This is a genomic window from Lentilactobacillus parabuchneri DSM 5707 = NBRC 107865, assembly GCF_001435315.1.
Lineage (GTDB): Bacteria > Bacillota > Bacilli > Lactobacillales > Lactobacillaceae > Lentilactobacillus > Lentilactobacillus parabuchneri.
The window spans coordinates 165,415-183,019 of the sequence record NZ_AZGK01000004.1 but is presented as its reverse complement, the minus strand read 5'-3'; the positions used below and the strand labels follow the sequence as shown (position 1 = coordinate 183,019).

Sequence of the window (17,605 nt, the reverse complement as noted above, 5' to 3'; positions counted from 1 at the left end):
TTATGAAACACATTAAAAAATTAGTGACTTTATCAATGGCCGGCTTATTGTTAGCCGGTGCCGCTTCACCGCTGGCAACCGTTAACGCCGCCAGTGTTAAGACTGCTTCAACTGCTTACCAACAATCAAAGACCAAGGCCAGTTATCAATACGCCAAGAAGATGTTATCCAAGAACCGGACCGGCTTTTCCGGTAAGACCAGTTACATATTTAGTAAAAAAGCCTATCCGACGACTGGGGCCGTTTATGGCTATTCAGACTTTCTCCTGGGGCTTAAAGGCTTGGGGTACAAGTTTACCAAGACACAGCGAACACGGGTCGCTAACAGCCTAATATTGAATAAGAAGAGTACCCCTGCTGATTTGGCAACTGCTATTATCGCAATCAAGGCGGTTGGCTTGAATCCACAGAAGCTCCACAAGACCGGCGCTAAGAAATCCCTAAACCTGGTTGCGGCACTTTATCGTAAATCCATGACGAAGCAGACTGTGACTGTCCAAAGTCAGGCATTAATTGCTTTATCGACTGGTAATTACCAGCGGCCAAGCAACGCACAATTTTCAAAGGCCGGCTTGGGTCAGGTGATCGTTAAGAATCAGCTCAGTAACAAGGGATGGGCGTATAATAATCAGCTTGCCAATACAGACAGCGACACCACGGCAATGGCTGTTACCGCATTGGCTCGAAGCAAGTCAACCACTGCAGCCGTTAAATCAGCGATTGCCAAGGGGCAAACTTACCTTAAAAATGCGGTTTACCCAAGTGGTGCGTTTGGTTACGCGTACATGGGTAAGACTTACCCCAACGCCAACTCAACTGCTGAAGCAATCATCGCATTTTCAACTAAGCAATCGACGTTGAAATACGTCAACGGTTACTTTAAATCAGGTCAAACCGCTTCACCTTTGAAAGCGATGCTCGGTTATGTTCGATCAACCGGCTCAATTAAGGGGGCCGCTACTCAAACATTAGGTGTGGGTCAGGTCAATTTGGCAAATGCGGCTTACCGGCAGGCGCTCAAGCACCAATCAGTTTATACAATCAAGTAAGTTAAAGGAATGGGTTTATGAAAAAAGCGATTGGAGTCGTCATTGGAATTGTGATTGCGCTGGGCCTGGCCTTTGGGGTTCGCGAGGTGATCGCCAACCGAGCGGAGCAGCATCCGAAGACCGAAGCGGTTGCCAAGATGGATTCCGGCAGCCAGCCTAAGGTATTCTCAAGTTCGACTTCCTCTTCAAGCAAGCCAAAAAAGCAGTCCAGTTCCAGTCAACCACATCACAGCAAGTCCCAGCACCAGGCTGCTCATCATCAAACAGCGGATCGGGCGTCTTCGATAGCTCATACGCCTGAGAAAGCAGCCGCTCATCATGCGACTGCTAAACAGTCATCCACGTCTCAGCATCCCAAAGCGACCACTAAAAAGCAGACGGCCACAACTCACCGATCAACGAATACGGTTGGGAGGGCCTACCTCAAAGTTTCTGGGTATAAGAAGCAGTTTTATTCAGGTAATCTAAGCATTACCAAGAAGACAACGGCCTTTACGCTTCTCAAACAAACCAATTTAAAAGTCACCTATACCAGCAGTCCGGCCATTTACGTCAGTGCCATTAACGGACTGAAGGAAAATGATATCAAGCCCGGCAGCGGCTGGATGTATTCGGTCAACGGCAAGTATGTTGACAAGTCGGCGGGTGATAAATTGATTAAACCGGGCGACCAAGTTCATTGGTACTTTACGGTGAACGGATTTAGTGAATAGAATTGATGATGGGAAAAAATTAACATAAACATAGGTTGTCGACAAAAGCGATGCACTGGAAAAATCATTTGGTTTTTCCAGTGCATCGCTTTTAGTGGTTTTTGAAATGATTGATAGAGCTGTGGAAGTTAAGTGGGGTTCTTGATCTTTCTTAAAATATGGCTCACTTATTGGCTTTGATCCAAGTCTTTTCCAACTGCTTAATGTAACTGCGGTCATCGACGTAGGTAATTACAATGTGGCAATTGTCAGCATCGGTGGGTGATTTAACTAGGCCGTTTTGATTTTGATTAACTCACCATTGTTGGGTTGTGTCGGTTTTGAAGACCTATCGTTATTCTTTATGGATGTTTTATTGACCCCAAATACAGAATCTTTTTGTTACAATATAAGTAATGGAGGTATTTAGGATGCTAAAAAGAAGTTTGTCATTTTTGTTACTGTTAGGGGCTGTTTTCCTTGGCTTATTAAATATTGGCTCAGTATCAGCGAACACTATCCCAAGCAACTATTCTTTCGATGGCTCCATATTTACAGGACCAATTCCGTATTATTCAAGCACTAAAAGTCAAAAAGCTTATATTTGGAACAATACCCAAACCAAACGGATTCACAATTTAAAGAATTATCCTAATACTGTCTGGTTGGTTTCCAAGGCATTTGTGAAGCCGGTTAAAGGTAAGAATCAAGTGTATTACAAGCTATATTCGGCATACAATAAAAAGGTTAAAGGGATTGCTTGGTATGGTTATTTCAAAAAAAGTATCATTAAGCTACCAGTCATATTTAATAGCCAACAAGCCTACCTTAACGATTTAAGTAGCAACAAAGCGTTAAAGCTAACGCGAATGGTTGCTAAGCTGTTTCCCAATTCCCAAGTTAACCTAGATCTGTCTAAAAGCTTATATGTTTCCTTACCCCAAAAAACGGATTTATTGAACGAATTTACAAGTACTAAAAGGATAGATTTGAATTCTTTTGATAGTGAGGGAAATTACAGTTACTATGAACGGATGGCCCCTTCTAAAGCCATTAAGCTAATTGATCAACGGCTTTCAGAGATGGGATACGATCAAGATAAGCGAAATAGTATGTCTAACTATGATATTGGTTTAAACATCGTCGGCTATGCGGAATCTTTTTATCGGCAAAGTGAACTAAACATCGCTAACAAGTACCGATACCCAGTCACGCTTTCAAACTTTCGAGATATGCAAGATTACGGCGCATGCTCAATCCAATTGGGAATCCCTAAATAAAGTAAGTAATATGTACCCCCTTCCTTATTCAGGAAGGGCTTTTTCAGTTAAAAAATAGATTTTTGAACACGGTAAATATAATGAGTTTTATTACCGGACGTTCCCTGCTCAATTCCAAACAGAATGTCATTACCGGTCAATTGTGGTGCTTCGATTTCTACTGCCCCAGATAAATCTGAAAAGGTTATGACACGTTCAACGGGAGTAGAGCCCAAAATATTCCAAGGTGAGCGAGTTTTGTCAATAGATAATGCCACATTAACTTCATGCATACTCATTTTTTGTTCGCAGTAATAGCCATTGACCTCAGTTTCTAAAACTATCAATGCTGTATCTTTTCAGCTATAATCGATTTAAAAAGAGGGGACCTGAATGAAAAACAGAATTCTATTAACTATAGTTTTGAGTGTCTTTGTGATCGGCTTCATGCTCCCAGTCACGACGATGTCCGTATCGGCACAACAACGAATCGTTCTTAAATCGGGGTGGAAAGTTATTAAGGGCAGAGCCTATCCAGGAGTCCCTTACCATGCAAAAAGTCCAAAGAAGAGTGCCATTCTTTGGAATACGCCAACCGTTAGCAAACATTCAAACCTGAATAAGTATCCATATGAAACTTGGAACGTTGTTGATGTTTGGGTTCTTCAGAAGGGGTCTAAGAAGCGTGTGTACTATCAGGTTGATGGCCAACACAATACCGGTTGGGTTTGGCGTGTTTATTTAACAAAAGGGCATAATCCTAATGAATCTAAAGGTAATAATCCAAATCAATTACCAGAAGATAACTAAAAAGTATTGGCATATTTTAGGGGGATATTTAAATGAACCGACTCAAGTTAACGCTCATAATTCTGTTAGCAACAATTTTTGGCTTCACAGTTATTTCGGATAATAAAGCTCAAGCCAGCGCTGTTCCAGCCAACTATTCATTCGATTATCATAAGGCACAAGTTGGGGCGGTCCCTTATAAAGCTAAATCAGTTTCACACTCAGCTTATTTGTGGGATTATCGCCACACTAAGAAGCTTCATAATCTTAAGAATTACCCTAACTCTAACTGGTATGTTTTCTACGCCAAAGTTAAAAACTACACGGGTAAACGAGCTGTGTACTATTACGTTGGCGCTAGCTCCAATCTTAAGGTTAAAGGGTGGGTTTGGAGTGGCTATCTCACCCGCTTACTGGCGAAATCACCTGCTAGTTTTACATCTGAATCAGCTTTTATTAATTATGTTCAAACTGATCGTTCGCAAAGATTAACTAGAGCCATTTTGAAACTCTTTCCCAACTCACAGCTTAAACTCGATTTATCGAAAGCTGCAGCAACGAGTATTAACGCTAAACCAACGTTAGCACCAAATTACACTAATTATATTTATTTGAATGATTTGAAGCCGGCCGGATCAACTCAAGTTGGTGACGATAGCATGTGGTATTTAAGTAAAACGGCGGGCAAACCGATCAGTCCTAGAATTAATTATATTGAAACCATTTTAAATGCGAATGGCTATACACCTTCTAAGCGTGAAAGCATGAAGAATTATAATATTGGCATTGCGTCATGGGACGGCGCACAAGACAGTCCTAAGTCGTACTTCACTAGCCCATATCCATCCTATCAGCTAGATGATAGTCAGAATAATGGTACGTTATTGTATTTAGCTACTGCAAAATAACTCTAGCAAAATGGCATTAAATTTGTAATGGTCGATTTGAGTTAGAGAACAGGATCGTGGGATCGCTAATTTTATTTGGTCCTATTAGAAACGGATCTAGTTACCGGTAAGTTTTTTCTATACTGACAAATGATGAATAGGTACGGCGAAGTAGTCATTTTAAAACTTTCCAGATAATTAGGATAAAGCGCGTATAACAATCGCTCAGCGGTGAAAGAACAATTCCGGTTCTTTCACCGCTGAGCGATTTTTTGGTAGTCAATTCGGATTTTATTAAATTACTAAATCAGGATAATGCTACCTGACCTGCTTTGCAAATGCAGTCAAAAAGTCCGTTACATCACCAACGTAGGCGAAGTCCGATTCTTCAAAAATTGGGGCATCTTTATCAATATTGACCGAGACAATCTTTTTGGCGTTCTTAATTCCAACGGTGTATTGGACCGCTCCTGAAATCCCCAAGTTGATTCACAGGTCGGCTGATAGTTTGGCACCACCAATGCCGATTTGATCATCGTGGGTGAATTCCGGTTCGTCGGTTAATGGCCGGGAGACGCCGACCATGCCACCGAGTTTTGCGGCTAGGTCTTTGGCCAGTTCAATGTTTTTTTCGTTATAGGCACCGCGACCCAAAGCGATGACAACTTTGGCATCGTCTAATTTAGATGAGCTGTTAATGATTGGCTCGGTGGCGATTACCTGACTATCGGCTTGCTTGTGGAAGTCAAAGACAGCCTTGGTGATTTCTGAGACAGTATCGTTGGTTTTCTTTGCCCGGAAAGTGTTTGGTCGAACGGTAACCATCTGTGGCCGTTCGTCTGGGCAGACAATATCACACATCACGTTATCTCCATAGGTCGGCTTAACTTGAACCAGCTGGCCATCTTTGTAGAAGATATCCAAACAATCGCCAGTCAGGCCGGTCTGAAGCTTTGCCTGCAGACGAGGTGCAACTGATCGCCCTAAAATAGTAGCTGGGAAAAGCAAGCTGTCTGGTCGGTTGTGATTGATCACTTGGAAGAGTGCGTCAGCGATTTCTTCATCGGTTGCGGTTGCGAATTGATCGGCTATCAACGTTTCAATCCGGTCAGGACCGTATTGTTTAAGCGTTGTTTCAACGGTTACTGCAGTGGTTTCCGGAACGACGGCAACGACTTTACGACCGTCAGCAATCTGCTTTGCTTTGGTAATCAGCTGAAGGCTGGTTGGCTCAATTCTGGAGCCGCTTGTTTCGATATATACCCAAATTTCATTGTTATTCATCATGTTGACTCCTCTCAATCCAAGCTGCCAAGCAGTTCTGAAACAGCTTGGGTTGGGTCATCTGGTAAGACAGTTGTTTTCTTTACTTCTTTGGTTGGCGCATAAACCTTGGTGACCTTGGTGGGTGAACCGGCTTGGCCAATCATTGACGGATCAAGGTCTAAATCCTTTTCAGTCCAGGTGGTGATTGGCTTATCGAAGCTTTCTTTGATATTTGACGGGGTTTCGTAACGCGGGGTATTCAGTTCTTTGCGAACGGTCACGACCGCTGGTAGGGTCAGCTTAATATCTTGAACGGCCGAATCCAGCTGTCGTTCGACAACCAAGGTGTTGGCAGATTCTAAGCTCAACGTTTCGGCAAAAGTAACTTGTGGGAAATCAAGAAATTCGGCAACAATCGGTCCCACCTGGCCGGTATCTGCGTCCACGGATTGACGACCAAATAACACCAAATCAACGTCTTTGATGGCCTCGATTGCTTTGGCCAGGGTATAACCCGTTGCCAACGTATCGGCACCACCAAACGCCCGTGAGCTCACCAAAATTGCACGGTCTGCGCCCATTGCCATTCCATCTCGAAGTGACGTCGTGTAGCTGTCGGGCCCCATACTGAGGAGAATCACCTCGCCACCCGCTTGATCACGAAGCTGAAGGGCGGCTTCTATTGCATTTTTATCAAATGGATTAATTATTCCCTGGATTCCTGATCGGACCAGGTTGTTTGTCTTGGGGTCAATTTTGACTGAATCTGTTTCTGGAACTTGTTTAATGCCGACAACGATTTTCATGAAGTCCACTCCTTACTTGGCAATTTCTGCATTGGTGATTTCAACGTTCATTTTTTCAATAGTTCCTTCAGCGAGCTCCATGGCTCTGGCATCTCGGATGAGGTGTTCAACCGGGTATTCGTGACTGTAGCCATAACCGCCCAGAATTTGAAGCGCTTTGTCTCCAGATAAAACAGCCGATCGGCTCCCATATGACTTGGCCATTGCGGCGATTTCATCATACGGTTGGTTGGCTACTTTATTTGTGGCGCCTTTTTGATATAATGCCCGGGTATTTTCTCTGGCGATGGCGATATCGGCGATTTTCTCCTGGGTGACTTGAAGTTGGTAGAGGGGCGTATCCATGGCTTTTCGTTCTTTTGAATAGCTGACAGCCGTGGCCAACTCATGATCCATGATGCCGGCAAGTACGGCACCCATCAGAATTCGCGCGTCTGCATGGGCGTTATCACCGATCTCCAAGCCTTGACCGACAACGCCTAACAAATGGCTCTCGGGAACGACCACGTGATTCAGGACGACTTCGCCGACTGGCACGCCTTTTAAGCCAATGAAATCTTCTCGTTTGCCGAATTTAAATCCGGGCATATCCTTGTCCACCACGAAGACGGCCAACTGGTCATCTTCAGTCTTCGAAAGAACGCAGTAGACTTCAGCAAGACCACCATTGGTAATCATAATCTTGTCGCCAGTGATGACCCAGTTATCACCCTGCTTGATGGCCCGGGTTGAGATTCCTTTGGGGTTGGAGCCTCCAGACGGTTCGGTCATCGAAAAAGCAAAAATCCGTTTTGTTGCACTGGGGAGGTAGGCATCATTAAGTGCTTTATTCCCATACTTGATAAACTGTTCGATCGTTTTGAAATGACCTTCCAAGGTAACAGCCATACTGGCGTTTCCGGCAGCCATATGTTCAAGTGCCTGGGCTGTGGCAACGTAGTCAAAGCCGGCACCGCCAAACTCCCGGGGAAGGGTCATTCCCAGCAAGCCGGTGTCTACGACCTTCTGGAACAAGCCGTCCGTGTAGTCACCACGTTGGTCAATTTCCATATCAAGTGGGGCTAATTCGTTGGCAGTAAATTCCTTGATCATTTGAATCAGCATTTTGTTTTGATCTAATGTTATCGACATATTGAGTCCTCCTGTGCATGCGTTCACAATCCTTTATATTCCAAAATTATATAGCCCGTTATTCCAAAAGTCAATATAATATCGTATATAAAATGACGTGATGGTTGATGTAAGCTTATATAGTATGATAATATTAGGTCATAAATAATTTCGGGGATAACCAGGAGGCAGTGGGAAAATGGACATTCAAAGGTTTATTAATCGCAGAAAAGAGCTTGGTTATTCCCAAAGCGAATTGGCTAAGGGAATCTGTACGCAAGCCACCATTAGTAAGTTTGAAAATAACGGCAAGATGATTTCGACTAAGATTTTGACGCAGCTCTGCCAGCGGCTGGGTCTTTCACTGAGCGACATTTTCCCCAGTGAGTCGGATAACGATTCCGAAGTCAGGGACGAATTGCGGCACGCGGAATTTGACCTGATTACGACAGAGTATGACGAAGCATTAAAAATTTTGACCAGCATTCAAATTGATCAAATTGACGATAAGCAGATAAAAATGGAATATTTGTTCATCAAGGGGTATGCATTGGCATTGAGCCGAGAAGACGTTGACGAAGCCATCTTTTGTTTTGATCAGATTTTGAACGGCTATGATGAGGAGCACAGCACCGTTTATTCACCACTGGCATACGTGGGCATGGGGATTTCCTACCAGCAGGCCGGCAACTTTGATAAAGCAGAATTCTATTTTTCAAAAATGCCGGAACGTTTGAAGACGATTTCCAACACCGATGTCGATTCGGTTTGGAAGTCACTCACGATGCTGTTTTACACTGGGAATTTCTATGGCGCACAAAATGAATTGGACATCAGCAACATGTTGCTTCAGTCGCTGATTAATCTGAGTTCACAACGGCACGTCACCTTTTACGTCGCCCGTGCTCAGTATCATTTAGCCTTAAACGAACAGGCCAGCCACGGATACTCCGAACACGTTCAGGAACTTTTGAATGACGCGGCTGCCTTTGCCCGCTTCAACAAGAACCAAAATCTCATCAAACAAATTGACCAAATCGAGCAAAATAGCCAAAAATAAAGCACTCGGACAATCATCTCATTTGAGATGGTGGTCTGAGTGCTTTATTTGGTTAGGTAGCGTGTTCGGAGCTTTTGAATGTCGGTAGTTGAAAGGTGCATTTCGGAATTTAGGTACTGTTTCATCGAACCTGATCGTTGGTCAATCGCTGAATACGCTGCGTTAAGGTAGGCAGACCGGACGGGGGTCCAGTGGCCTTTTTTGTATTGCGGGAGCTTTGACGCGGATAAATAACGGTTGGACGCCAAGTAGTTCTTCATGATGGTGGTTTTGGGGACGCCCAAACTGCTCAGTATCAACATTGTCGCGATACCGGTCCGATCTTTGCCATAGGTGCAGTGGTACAAAACAGCCCCTTGTTTTTGTTGGAGCAGAATTTTGAACATGGATCGATATGCCCGAATATCTTGTTTATCCGTGACAAGTTGGCGATAATATTGCGGCATGCGGTTGCGGCCCGACGACAAATTGCTTAAGATATTGAGCTGATGCAAACGGGCACCAGAAATTCGACTATCCGGTCGCTGCTTGATTTCCGGTTTTGAGCGGAAATCAATTACGGCTTTAACATCGTGTTTTTTTTGGAGGTCCAATCGATCGTGGTGCGTGAGGTTGGTCAAAGCATCTGATCTGAATAGTCGTCCTTGTCGGATATGCAGCCCATTTTTTGTTTTGATGCCGCCAAGGTCGCGGGTATTGGCGGTCCTTGTCAGTTTGATGTGGGTGCCGAGATTGGGTGTCTTGGCAGACGATGCGCAACTGGCGGTGAGTGCAACCAAGCCAACGCCCAACGCCAGCCACAACTTTTTAAGCGTGATTGTCATGCGAAATTCCCCCTGATAGCACCATTATAAGCCTCATGAACTGAAAGCCACTTATTTTAAGTACTTTTCAATGTGCTCTAAATCTCGTTGACGCTTACTGACTGTTTCATCTTCCGGGTTGAAATGATGCCAGCGGACCTTTTTCAGCCCGATCTTTTTAAATGTACCCCGACCAAGTGCTTTCATCACGGGATTTCCGTATACCACTCGATAAAGTAGGGTAGGGGTTCCACCAACCGTCAATATTTGGATGGTCGGCTGTTTTGGCAAGATGACTTTGGGGTGCTTTGAGACAATGCGGTTCTTGCTGAAAACCTTATCGATAAAGCCTTTCGTCATTGCCGGCATGACTTCCCACCACAAAGGGAAAACAAAGATGATTTCATCGGCTGATTTCAAGCGGTCAAAATAATCGTCGACTTGAGGATTCAATGACGCTTTGGTTCGCCATGCCGCTAAGTCGGCCGCATGCATGACTGGATCGAAATTGTCCTGATGTAAGTCGATCACATCAACGCTGTGACCGGCTTTCTTCAAATAATCAATAGTATGTTGTGCAACGGCCGCACTGTAGCTGCGTCGATGGGGAACGTTTTGACTGGAACTCAGGGTATAGGGATGATCAAATACAATAATATAGTTCATAAAAACCTCTTTTAAATTTGATTGATGTAACTGCTTTTAATTTTATATTCCAAGGAATATAATAATTATAATCAAATTAAATCTAAAGTCAATATATATTCCGAGGAATTTAAAATGAAAAAGAAAATTGCTATTGAAACAATTGCAGCTGAATTGGAGACGTTTCGGAGCCATGATGTCGACGCCACGATTTTGGAAAAAATTCGAGAAACCGACTTGGGTGACGTCAATACCAGAATGGGAATCACCATCAATGACCTTCACGTCTTAAGTGCGGTGCCACAAGACGGCAGTGCTAAAATCGCGGAGATTGTCGATTCAGTGCCATTGACACAGGGGGCGGTTTCAAAGGTCCTCAGCAAGCTGACTACTAAAGGATTAGTGTCCAAATTTCACCAGCCAAACAATAAGAAAGATACCTTTGTTCAGTTAACGACGGCTGGTGAGAAAGTCAATCAACTTCACCATGAGTATCATCAAGTTGAGGCCGTTAAGCTTGAAAAATTAGCGGCCGGTTATTCTAAAGGTGAGTTGGAAACAATCGCATCCTTTTTAGCCGCAATCAACAAAATCCGCCAGTAAGATTCCAAATAAAATTCAAAATAATTTCGGAAACTGCTAACCGCTTTCATTCTTGATATACCAAAAAAGGATTTCTCTTACTTATTAAATCAAAGTTAGGCGACCCTAATTAAAGATTTACATTGATTTAAACTATGCTAATATTAGAATTGTACAAACATAGAGGAGGTACTGCGATGTCAGACGAAAAAAAGCCAAAAAAGGAACATTTGATTCACTACGCGAATGGTCCTTCGTTGGAAGAAATTAACGGAACAGTTGTTGTTCCAAAGGGAAAAGGTTTTTGGAGAACGTTATTTGGATATTCAGGGCCCGGTGCGTTAGTGGCCGTGGGGTATATGGATCCCGGTAACTGGTCGACTTCGATTACCGGTGGACAAAATTTTGAATACCTATTGATGTCCGTTATCTTAATGTCGAGTTTAATTGCCATGTTGCTTCAATATATGGCAGCTAAACTGGGCATTGTGACGCAAATGGACTTGGCCCAGGCCATCCGGGCCAGAACTAGCCGTGCCCTTGGGTATGTTTTATGGATTCTAACCGAGTTGGCCATTATGGCGACTGATATTGCGGAAGTTATTGGGGCCGCAATTGCTTTATATTTACTATTCCATATTCCACTAGTTATTTCAGTTTTCATTACTGTATTTGATGTATTGCTATTATTGCTGTTAACCAAGATTGGATTTCGAAAGATTGAAGCGATCGTGGTGTGCTTGATCCTTGTTATTTTCGTCGTGTTCGCCTACGAAGTCGCTTTATCCCATCCTGATTGGCTCGGCGTCTTCAAAGGCTTGGTGCCAAACGGTGAAACATTCTCTTCGTCACCCCATATTGGTGGCCAAACACCTTTGACTGGTGCACTGGGGATTATTGGTGCGACTGTGATGCCTCATAACCTGTATCTCCACTCTGCCGTTTCTCAAACGCGAAAAGTGGATCATAGCGATGAAGAAGACGTTGCTCGAACGGTGCGTTTCTCAACATGGGATTCAAACATTCAATTATCAATGGCGTTTTTGGTCAACTCCTTACTTTTGATCATGGGAGTTGCAGTATTTAAGAGTGGCACCGTCAAGGATCCCTCGTTCTTCGGCTTATTCCAAGCACTATCAGACCCATCAACGTTAAGCAACGGGGTTTTGATTGCGGTGGCGAAATCAGGAATCCTTTCCATTTTGTTCGCCGTTGCATTGTTAGCTTCAGGTCAAAATTCCACTATTACTGGGACGTTAACTGGTCAAGTCATTATGGAAGGCTTTATTCATATGCACATGCCGCTTTGGATGCGTCGATTGGTGACCCGTTTAATTTCAGTTGTGCCCGTTTTGATTTGTGTGGCCATGACTGGCAAAGAATCGCCAATCCAGCAGCATGAGGCTTTGAATACATTGATGAATAATTCTCAGGTGTTCCTGGCATTTGCCTTGCCATTTTCAATGTTGCCGTTATTGATGTTCACGGATAATAAGATTGAAATGCATGACCGCTTCAAGAACTCATGGATTATCAAGATTCTTGGCTGGATTTCAGTTATTGCGTTAACTTTCCTGAACATGAAGGGACTGCCTGGACAGTTTGAAGCCTTCTTAGGCGACAATGCGTCAAAGGGGCAGGTTGCAATGGCTGACAATCTTTCATACGTTGTTATTTTCCTTGTGCTGGCACTATTGGCCTGGATGATTTGGGATATCCATAAGACCAACAAAAAATTGCAGGCAAAGTTTGAAGCAGCCCACGAAGAGTAGTATAAATAGAGTTGTGATAAACTTAGTACTTTTTAAGAGAGATTAAATGATGTGTGAAAGGAATGTTTAGAATGGCAAATCAAGCAGGTGGTCAAAAATTTGACCGGATTTTAGTGGGTGTTGATGATTCGGAGGATGCACAACTTGCATTTCGTTATGCAATCCGCGAAGCTCGTCAATCAAACGCACGACTAATCATCACTTCAATTCTTGAAGAAGATAATGTCAATGTATTTCAGGCTTTAAGCAAGGACTATGTTCACGGTGAGCGCTCAGAGCTGGCCAAGCATATTGAACAATATCGTCAGTTGGCTTTGCGGGCAGGTGTTAAGCAGGTTGACACCGTCATTGATGAGGGAGACCCTGGTGAGACAATCGTGAAGCGGGTCATTCCAGCAACCAACGCAGATTTGTTGATTGTCGGATCACTTTCAAAGACTGGCGTACGAAAGTACTTTGGTTCCCAAGCAGCCTATATGGCCAAATATTCACCGATTTCCGTAATGATCGTCCGATAGTTTCGAGAATTCATAGATAAATAGGATTAATCAAACAAGAAGGCTTAGATATCGGGATTTTACCGGTGTCCCAGCCTTATTTTGATAAGTCAAAAAGGGGGATTATCTTGGAACTTACAGAAAAAAGCCGCAAGTGGTTCATTGCCACGTTGCTGCTGGGAACATTTACCATGTCAATTAGTCAGTCGTCATTATCGACTGCTTATCCGACATTTATGCGCTATTTTAATTTGCCAGCCAGTACGATTGCCTGGTTGACGACCGGCTTCATGCTAATCATGTCGGTGGTGATGCCACTGTCGCCGTGGTTGATGAAAAATTTTCGGTTTAAGCCATTATATCTGACGTTGCTGGTCAACTTTGTGGTCGGAACGTTCATTATTATCTGGGCGCCTAATTTTTTGGTGATGATGCTCGGCCGTTTAATGGAAGGATTTAGCGTTGGTGTCTTATTTCCGTCCTACCAATCGATTATTCTGGAAATCACACCGACCAGTCAACGGGGAACCGTTATGGGGACCGTTGGCCTGGTAATGGGGTCCGCATTGGCGGTAGGCCCAATTATTTCTGGTGTCTTACTGCAATTTTTCCCGTGGGAAGCGATTTTTGCCTTTTTCCTCATTACGTTGACGATTGTGTTCTTACTGGCACTCAAAACAGTTGTTAGTCCACTGAAGATTGAATCCACGAAGTTCGACTTTGTGTCGGTCTTGATGTCGCTTGGAATCATTGGCCTACTGTACTTTATTAACGAACTTTCACATATGACTTCCGGCAGTTATCTGAACTGGATTATTTTAGTTGTTTCATTAATTCTGTTGGTGCTGTTTGTTCGTCGCCAATTGAGAATGCCACAACCATTACTTCGGTTAGATATTTTGTCGATTTTAAACTTTGATTTGGGCGTGGCGTTAACCTCGCTGTCCTACATGTCACTGATTACGGTTACGATTATCATGCCGCTATACTACCAGCAGATTCTTGGACTGACACCACTCTGGTCAGGATTGGCGCTTGTTCCAGCCGCTGCAGTGTTGTCCTGGTTAAATCGGCGAAGCGGCCGACTGGCAGATCGAATCGGCTTTAAGCCGGTGATTATGATTGGCTTTGGCCTGTTTATCGTCGGCTGGGCTGCCTTATTGCTGCTGTCAGGTTTGAAGAACGTGTGGGTGGCCATTCTTTGCTCGATTATCATCGAATCTGGTAACGCATTCGCTATGATGCCGGCAACGACGCTGGGTGCCAATTCATTGACCAACGATTTGATCCCCCATGGATCATCAATCATCTCCACGATTCGACAGATTATGGGGTCAACCGCCATTGTGATCGCCACCGTGGTTTTGGGTGACAAAAACTTCAACGGCGTTTTCCTGACCTTTCTCATCTTGGAAATAATTGCCATTTTCTTGGTATTTAAAATCAAAGATACAAAAAAGGTGGCCGTTACGGCTTAAGACCGTCTTGTGAAATGTAACCTATTTTCAGAAATAACATATGTTTATTATTGACCTCGTGAACTATTTTGAAAATCACAATGCTTTTTGTTGTATCCATTTTCATGACATGATATTCTATATTTGGATGTTGAAATGTCTATTTAATTTAGGGCGTTACAGATTTATCCAAATTATAGGAGGTTATATAATGGCATATCGTACTGTTAATCCTTTCAACAATGAAGTTGTAAAGGAGTATCCATTTGCGACTGACGACGAGCTGCAGGCTGCATTGGCAACTGGTCATGATTTGTATGAAACAATGAAGAAACAAGATATTTCAGAAAGGGCTAAGATTCTTCATAACGTTGCTGACAAGCTGCGTGATCACGAAGATGAATTGGCTCGTGCCTGCACAATTGACATGGGTAAATTAATTGGTGAATCAAGAGGCGAAGTTGAATTGGTTGCGTTAATCGCTGACTGGTTCGCAGACCATGGTGAAGAATTATTAAAACCGGAAAAGATTGATACTATTGCAACTGGGGATGCTGAAATTCAGCACCACGCAACTGGTGTTGTCATGATGGTTGAACCATGGAACTTCCCTTACTACCAAATCATGCGTGTTTTCGCACCTAACTTCATGGTCGGAAACCCAATGATCTTAAAACACGCTGCCAACACACCAACCTCAGCCCAGATGTTCGCTGACGTGGTTGCTGAAGCTGGTGCCCCTAAAGGTTCGTTAACCAACCTGTTCCTTTCATACGATCAGGTGACAGAAGCAATCGAAGATCCTCGTGTTCAAGGCGTTGCTTTAACCGGTTCTGAGCGTGGTGGTACAGCCGTTGCTGGTGCTGCTGGTAAGAACTTGAAGAAGAACACCATGGAACTTGGCGGCATGGATCCATTTATCGTTTTAGGCGATGCCAATATGGATGATGTCAACGATATTGCATGGCGGGCACGTATCTACAACACTGGCCAAGTATGTACATCTTCCAAGCGTTTCATTGTGATGGACAATGTCTACGATGAATTCGTTGAGAATTTGAAGCAAAAATTTGACCAACTCAAACCAGGCGACCCACTTGATCCTAAGACGAGCTTGGCGCCAATGAACACCAAGAAATCAAAGGATAAATTACAAAAACAACTTGATGAAGCGATTGCCAATGGCGCCAAAGTTGTTTATGGCAACGAACCAATTGACTTACCAGGTCAATTCTTCAAGCCAACAATTTTGACTGACATCGATAAAGATAATCCAGCATACAAGACTGAATTATTTGGCCCAATCGCATGTGTCTACAAGGTTCACAGTGAGCAAGAAGCAATTGATCTTGCTAACGACAACCCTTACGGACTGGGTGGAATCGTCTTTGCCGGCGACGCTAACCACGGTGCCGAAGTTGCTTCACAAATTGAAACTGGGATGGTCTTTGTTAACAACTTTATGTCAACATTACCTGAACTTCCATTTGGTGGGGTTAAACTCTCAGGCTACGGCCGTGAAATGAGCCACATTGGCCAAATGGCATTCGTTAACGAGCAATTAATCGTTAAGACTGACAAGCCAAACATGGATAATTTAGCCGGTGGATTGGTTGCAGTTGATCCAGCTGAATAATTGAATCATTACTCGGATTACAAAAAGAAGCAGTGTGCATTTTTCGCACACTGCTTCTTTTTTTCAGGATGTTTAATTATCAATTAAAGACATGTTGTTGCCGGTCAATCATCAATCCAGCACCGGTCATGATCACGACAATCACGATCAGGCAGACCAGCGCGATCGTCCAAGAATTGAATTGACTGTGAAGAAAGCCAGCCATCATTGGACCGACCGAAGCCGCCAGATAGCCGATGGATTGGGCCATCCCGGAGACTGCCGAAGTTTCATACGGATCTTTTGTTTTGAGGGAAAATAAAATCATCGACATACTAAAGGCTGCGTTAGTTGCAAATCCCAGTAGGATGCAGGAAATGACTGCGATGACCATTGATGGCGTTTCGATCATCAAGCCACCCAAGCCAAAGAAAAACAACAAGAAAATCATCAGCATTAACGGTGCCTGCTTTTCTCTTCTGCCCGCCAAGTTTGGAATGAGGTAGGCCATTGGAAGTGACGACAACTGCAACAGCCCCAACAAGAGACTGGCAGTGTTTTGACTCATCCCATGAGAGACGAAAATTGACGGTACCCATGTTAGGATTGTATAGAATAACAACGATTGAAGTCCCATGAACACAGTGAGCGACCAAGCCAGCGGTTGTTTCCAAACAGGCTTGGTTTGGCGAGTTGCGCCACTGTGTTGAATCGTGTTTGCGGAAGGCTTTTTCTGAACGGATTGGTTGAAAAACATCACCGCCAATGTGATGACCGGGAAAATGGCCAACCATTGCAAGGTTGACTGCCAGCCAAGAACGCCGGAAATTGGTGAACTGAGTCCAGCAGCTAATGCACTGAAGACCGTCATCGACAGGGTATAAACGCTGGTCATGACCCCAATCTTACTTGGAAAATATTTACCGACAACGGCAGGCGACAAGACATTTAAGATAGCAATCGAACTGCCCGCCAGCAAGGTTCCGATAAGCAGTGCCGGAAATGAATAGATACGGACAAAGGATCCAATCCCTAAGCCAATTAAGGCGGCGGTAATCACCGGCATCATCCCAAATCGATGGACCAGCCGGTTAACGAAGGGCGAAATAATGGCAAAACAGAGTAACGGAATGGTGGTCAGACTGCCCAAAAACCAAGCCGGCAGGTGAAAAGTATCGGAAATCTGGTTTAATATCGGCGGAACGGCTGTTAAGGCAGTTCTTAGATTGGCACCGATTAAGATTAATAATAGGATAATTAAGATCATTTGAAGTTTAGTTTGCTTTGTTGTTTGCACAAAAGTACTTCCTCTCATA

Annotated in this window: 19 protein-coding genes; 11 read left to right on the top strand and 8 right to left on the bottom strand. The window is 43.8% G+C overall.

Features of this window, described 5'->3' with window-relative positions:
* Positions 1–2: 2 nt before the first annotated feature.
* The 3 genes from FC51_RS06070 to FC51_RS06060 all read left to right on the top strand — a co-directional run bounded on the left by FC51_RS06070 (position 3) and on the right by FC51_RS06060 (position 3,021).
* Positions 3–1,049 carry a prenyltransferase/squalene oxidase repeat-containing protein gene (locus FC51_RS06070; RefSeq protein ID WP_057911225.1) on the top strand — a complete coding sequence of 349 codons (1,047 nt, stop codon included), beginning with the start codon at positions 3–5 and terminating at the stop codon, positions 1,047–1,049.
* Positions 1,050–1,066: 17 nt separating this feature from the next.
* Positions 1,067–1,762: a DUF4430 domain-containing protein gene (locus FC51_RS06065; RefSeq protein WP_057909918.1), complete on the top strand. Its 696-nt coding sequence runs from the start codon at positions 1,067–1,069 to the stop codon at positions 1,760–1,762.
* A gap of 410 nt (positions 1,763–2,172) precedes the next feature.
* Entirely contained in the window at positions 2,173–3,021 is an 849-nt protein-coding gene (locus FC51_RS06060) for a D-alanyl-D-alanine carboxypeptidase (RefSeq protein WP_225362356.1), read from the top strand.
* A 47-nt stretch (positions 3,022–3,068) separates the two neighbouring features.
* Here the strand turns inward: FC51_RS06060 and FC51_RS06055 are convergent, their stop codons facing one another.
* Positions 3,069–3,347, bottom strand: a complete 279-nt coding sequence (locus FC51_RS06055; protein WP_057909920.1) for a hypothetical protein — start codon at positions 3,345–3,347, stop codon at positions 3,069–3,071.
* 46 nt (positions 3,348–3,393) lie between these two features.
* Here FC51_RS06055 and FC51_RS06050 point away from each other — a divergent pair, with 46 nt between their 5' ends.
* Positions 3,394–3,810 (top strand): hypothetical protein, encoded by a 417-nt coding sequence (locus FC51_RS06050; protein WP_057909921.1) that lies wholly within the window; start codon positions 3,394–3,396, stop codon positions 3,808–3,810.
* A gap of 32 nt (positions 3,811–3,842) precedes the next feature.
* Positions 3,843–4,697 carry a hypothetical protein gene (locus FC51_RS06045; RefSeq protein ID WP_057909922.1) on the top strand — a complete coding sequence of 285 codons (855 nt, stop codon included), beginning with the start codon at positions 3,843–3,845 and terminating at the stop codon, positions 4,695–4,697.
* A 297-nt stretch (positions 4,698–4,994) separates the two neighbouring features.
* On the opposite strand, the gene FC51_RS12665 is transcribed toward FC51_RS06045, so the two are convergent.
* Genes FC51_RS12665 through FC51_RS06030 form a run of 4 tightly spaced genes read right to left on the bottom strand, consistent with a single transcriptional unit; the run spans position 4,995 to position 7,879 of the window.
* The gene (locus FC51_RS12665; RefSeq protein ID WP_338092701.1) at positions 4,995–5,159 is read right to left on the bottom strand and encodes a hypothetical protein; all 165 of its coding nucleotides are present in this window, start codon (positions 5,157–5,159) and stop codon (positions 4,995–4,997) included.
* Between the two features lie 6 nt (positions 5,160–5,165).
* Positions 5,166–5,960: an electron transfer flavoprotein subunit alpha/FixB family protein gene (locus FC51_RS06040; RefSeq protein ID WP_338092700.1), complete on the bottom strand. Its 795-nt coding sequence runs from the start codon at positions 5,958–5,960 to the stop codon at positions 5,166–5,168.
* 14 nt (positions 5,961–5,974) lie between these two features.
* Positions 5,975–6,748 carry an electron transfer flavoprotein subunit beta/FixA family protein gene (locus FC51_RS06035; RefSeq protein ID WP_057909924.1) on the bottom strand — a complete coding sequence of 258 codons (774 nt, stop codon included), beginning with the start codon at positions 6,746–6,748 and terminating at the stop codon, positions 5,975–5,977.
* 12 nt (positions 6,749–6,760) lie between these two features.
* On the bottom strand, positions 6,761–7,879 hold the full coding sequence (locus tag FC51_RS06030; RefSeq protein ID WP_057909925.1) for an acyl-CoA dehydrogenase family protein: 1,119 nt from the start codon (positions 7,877–7,879) through the stop codon (positions 6,761–6,763).
* A gap of 178 nt (positions 7,880–8,057) precedes the next feature.
* Between FC51_RS06030 and FC51_RS06025 the strand changes: the two genes are divergently transcribed.
* The gene (locus FC51_RS06025) at positions 8,058–8,918 is read left to right on the top strand and encodes a helix-turn-helix domain-containing protein (RefSeq protein ID WP_057909926.1); all 861 of its coding nucleotides are present in this window, start codon (positions 8,058–8,060) and stop codon (positions 8,916–8,918) included.
* A gap of 44 nt (positions 8,919–8,962) precedes the next feature.
* Here FC51_RS06025 and FC51_RS06020 read toward each other — a convergent pair whose 3' ends face one another.
* Together FC51_RS06020 and FC51_RS06015 are read right to left on the bottom strand one after the other, a co-directional pair.
* Entirely contained in the window at positions 8,963–9,742 is a 780-nt protein-coding gene (locus FC51_RS06020) for a tyrosine-protein phosphatase (protein WP_057909927.1), read from the bottom strand.
* Positions 9,743–9,793: 51 nt separating this feature from the next.
* Positions 9,794–10,387 (bottom strand): NAD(P)H-dependent oxidoreductase, encoded by a 594-nt coding sequence (locus tag FC51_RS06015; protein WP_057909928.1) that lies wholly within the window; start codon positions 10,385–10,387, stop codon positions 9,794–9,796.
* A 114-nt stretch (positions 10,388–10,501) separates the two neighbouring features.
* On the opposite strand from FC51_RS06015, the gene FC51_RS06010 reads away from it, so the two are divergent.
* The 5 genes from FC51_RS06010 (at position 10,502) to FC51_RS05990 (ending at position 16,310) form a co-directional block, all read left to right on the top strand.
* Positions 10,502–10,969 (top strand): MarR family winged helix-turn-helix transcriptional regulator, encoded by a 468-nt coding sequence (locus FC51_RS06010; RefSeq protein WP_057909929.1) that lies wholly within the window; start codon positions 10,502–10,504, stop codon positions 10,967–10,969.
* Positions 10,970–11,145: 176 nt separating this feature from the next.
* Complete coding sequence (locus FC51_RS06005; RefSeq protein ID WP_057909930.1) at positions 11,146–12,720, top strand: Nramp family divalent metal transporter; 1,575 nt, start codon at positions 11,146–11,148, stop codon at positions 12,718–12,720.
* 71 nt (positions 12,721–12,791) lie between these two features.
* Positions 12,792–13,238, top strand: coding sequence for a universal stress protein (locus tag FC51_RS06000; protein ID WP_057909931.1), 447 nt, complete (start codon positions 12,792–12,794; stop codon positions 13,236–13,238).
* Between the two features lie 107 nt (positions 13,239–13,345).
* Positions 13,346–14,695: an MFS transporter gene (locus FC51_RS05995; RefSeq protein ID WP_057909932.1), complete on the top strand. Its 1,350-nt coding sequence runs from the start codon at positions 13,346–13,348 to the stop codon at positions 14,693–14,695.
* 190 nt (positions 14,696–14,885) lie between these two features.
* Positions 14,886–16,310 (top strand): NAD-dependent succinate-semialdehyde dehydrogenase, encoded by a 1,425-nt coding sequence (locus FC51_RS05990; protein WP_057909933.1) that lies wholly within the window; start codon positions 14,886–14,888, stop codon positions 16,308–16,310.
* A gap of 79 nt (positions 16,311–16,389) precedes the next feature.
* On the opposite strand, the gene FC51_RS05985 is transcribed toward FC51_RS05990, so the two are convergent.
* Positions 16,390–17,586: a CynX/NimT family MFS transporter gene (locus tag FC51_RS05985; RefSeq protein WP_225355062.1), complete on the bottom strand. Its 1,197-nt coding sequence runs from the start codon at positions 17,584–17,586 to the stop codon at positions 16,390–16,392.
* Between the last annotated feature and the right edge of the window lie 19 nt (positions 17,587–17,605).

Excerpts from the sequence above, each read along its gene's own strand:
- FC51_RS06070 (WP_057911225.1), top strand. The coding sequence starts at position 3 with ATGAAACACATTAAAAAATTAGTGACTTTATCAATGGCCGGCTTATTG.
- FC51_RS06065 (WP_057909918.1), top strand. The coding sequence starts at position 1,067 with ATGAAAAAAGCGATTGGAGTCGTCATTGGAATTGTGATTGCGCTGGGC.
- FC51_RS06060 (WP_225362356.1), top strand. The coding sequence starts at position 2,173 with ATGCTAAAAAGAAGTTTGTCATTTTTGTTACTGTTAGGGGCTGTTTTC.
- FC51_RS06050 (WP_057909921.1), top strand. The coding sequence starts at position 3,394 with ATGAAAAACAGAATTCTATTAACTATAGTTTTGAGTGTCTTTGTGATC.
- FC51_RS06045 (WP_057909922.1), top strand. The coding sequence starts at position 3,843 with ATGAACCGACTCAAGTTAACGCTCATAATTCTGTTAGCAACAATTTTT.
- FC51_RS06040 (WP_338092700.1), bottom strand. The coding sequence starts at position 5,960 with ATGAATAACAATGAAATTTGGGTATATATCGAAACAAGCGGCTCCAGA.
- FC51_RS06035 (WP_057909924.1), bottom strand. The coding sequence starts at position 6,748 with ATGAAAATCGTTGTCGGCATTAAACAAGTTCCAGAAACAGATTCAGTC.
- FC51_RS06030 (WP_057909925.1), bottom strand. The coding sequence starts at position 7,879 with ATGTCGATAACATTAGATCAAAACAAAATGCTGATTCAAATGATCAAG.
- FC51_RS06025 (WP_057909926.1), top strand. The coding sequence starts at position 8,058 with ATGGACATTCAAAGGTTTATTAATCGCAGAAAAGAGCTTGGTTATTCC.
- FC51_RS06020 (WP_057909927.1), bottom strand. The coding sequence starts at position 9,742 with ATGACAATCACGCTTAAAAAGTTGTGGCTGGCGTTGGGCGTTGGCTTG.
- FC51_RS06015 (WP_057909928.1), bottom strand. The coding sequence starts at position 10,387 with ATGAACTATATTATTGTATTTGATCATCCCTATACCCTGAGTTCCAGT.
- FC51_RS06010 (WP_057909929.1), top strand. The coding sequence starts at position 10,502 with ATGAAAAAGAAAATTGCTATTGAAACAATTGCAGCTGAATTGGAGACG.
- FC51_RS06005 (WP_057909930.1), top strand. The coding sequence starts at position 11,146 with ATGTCAGACGAAAAAAAGCCAAAAAAGGAACATTTGATTCACTACGCG.
- FC51_RS06000 (WP_057909931.1), top strand. The coding sequence starts at position 12,792 with ATGGCAAATCAAGCAGGTGGTCAAAAATTTGACCGGATTTTAGTGGGT.
- FC51_RS05990 (WP_057909933.1), top strand. The coding sequence starts at position 14,886 with ATGGCATATCGTACTGTTAATCCTTTCAACAATGAAGTTGTAAAGGAG.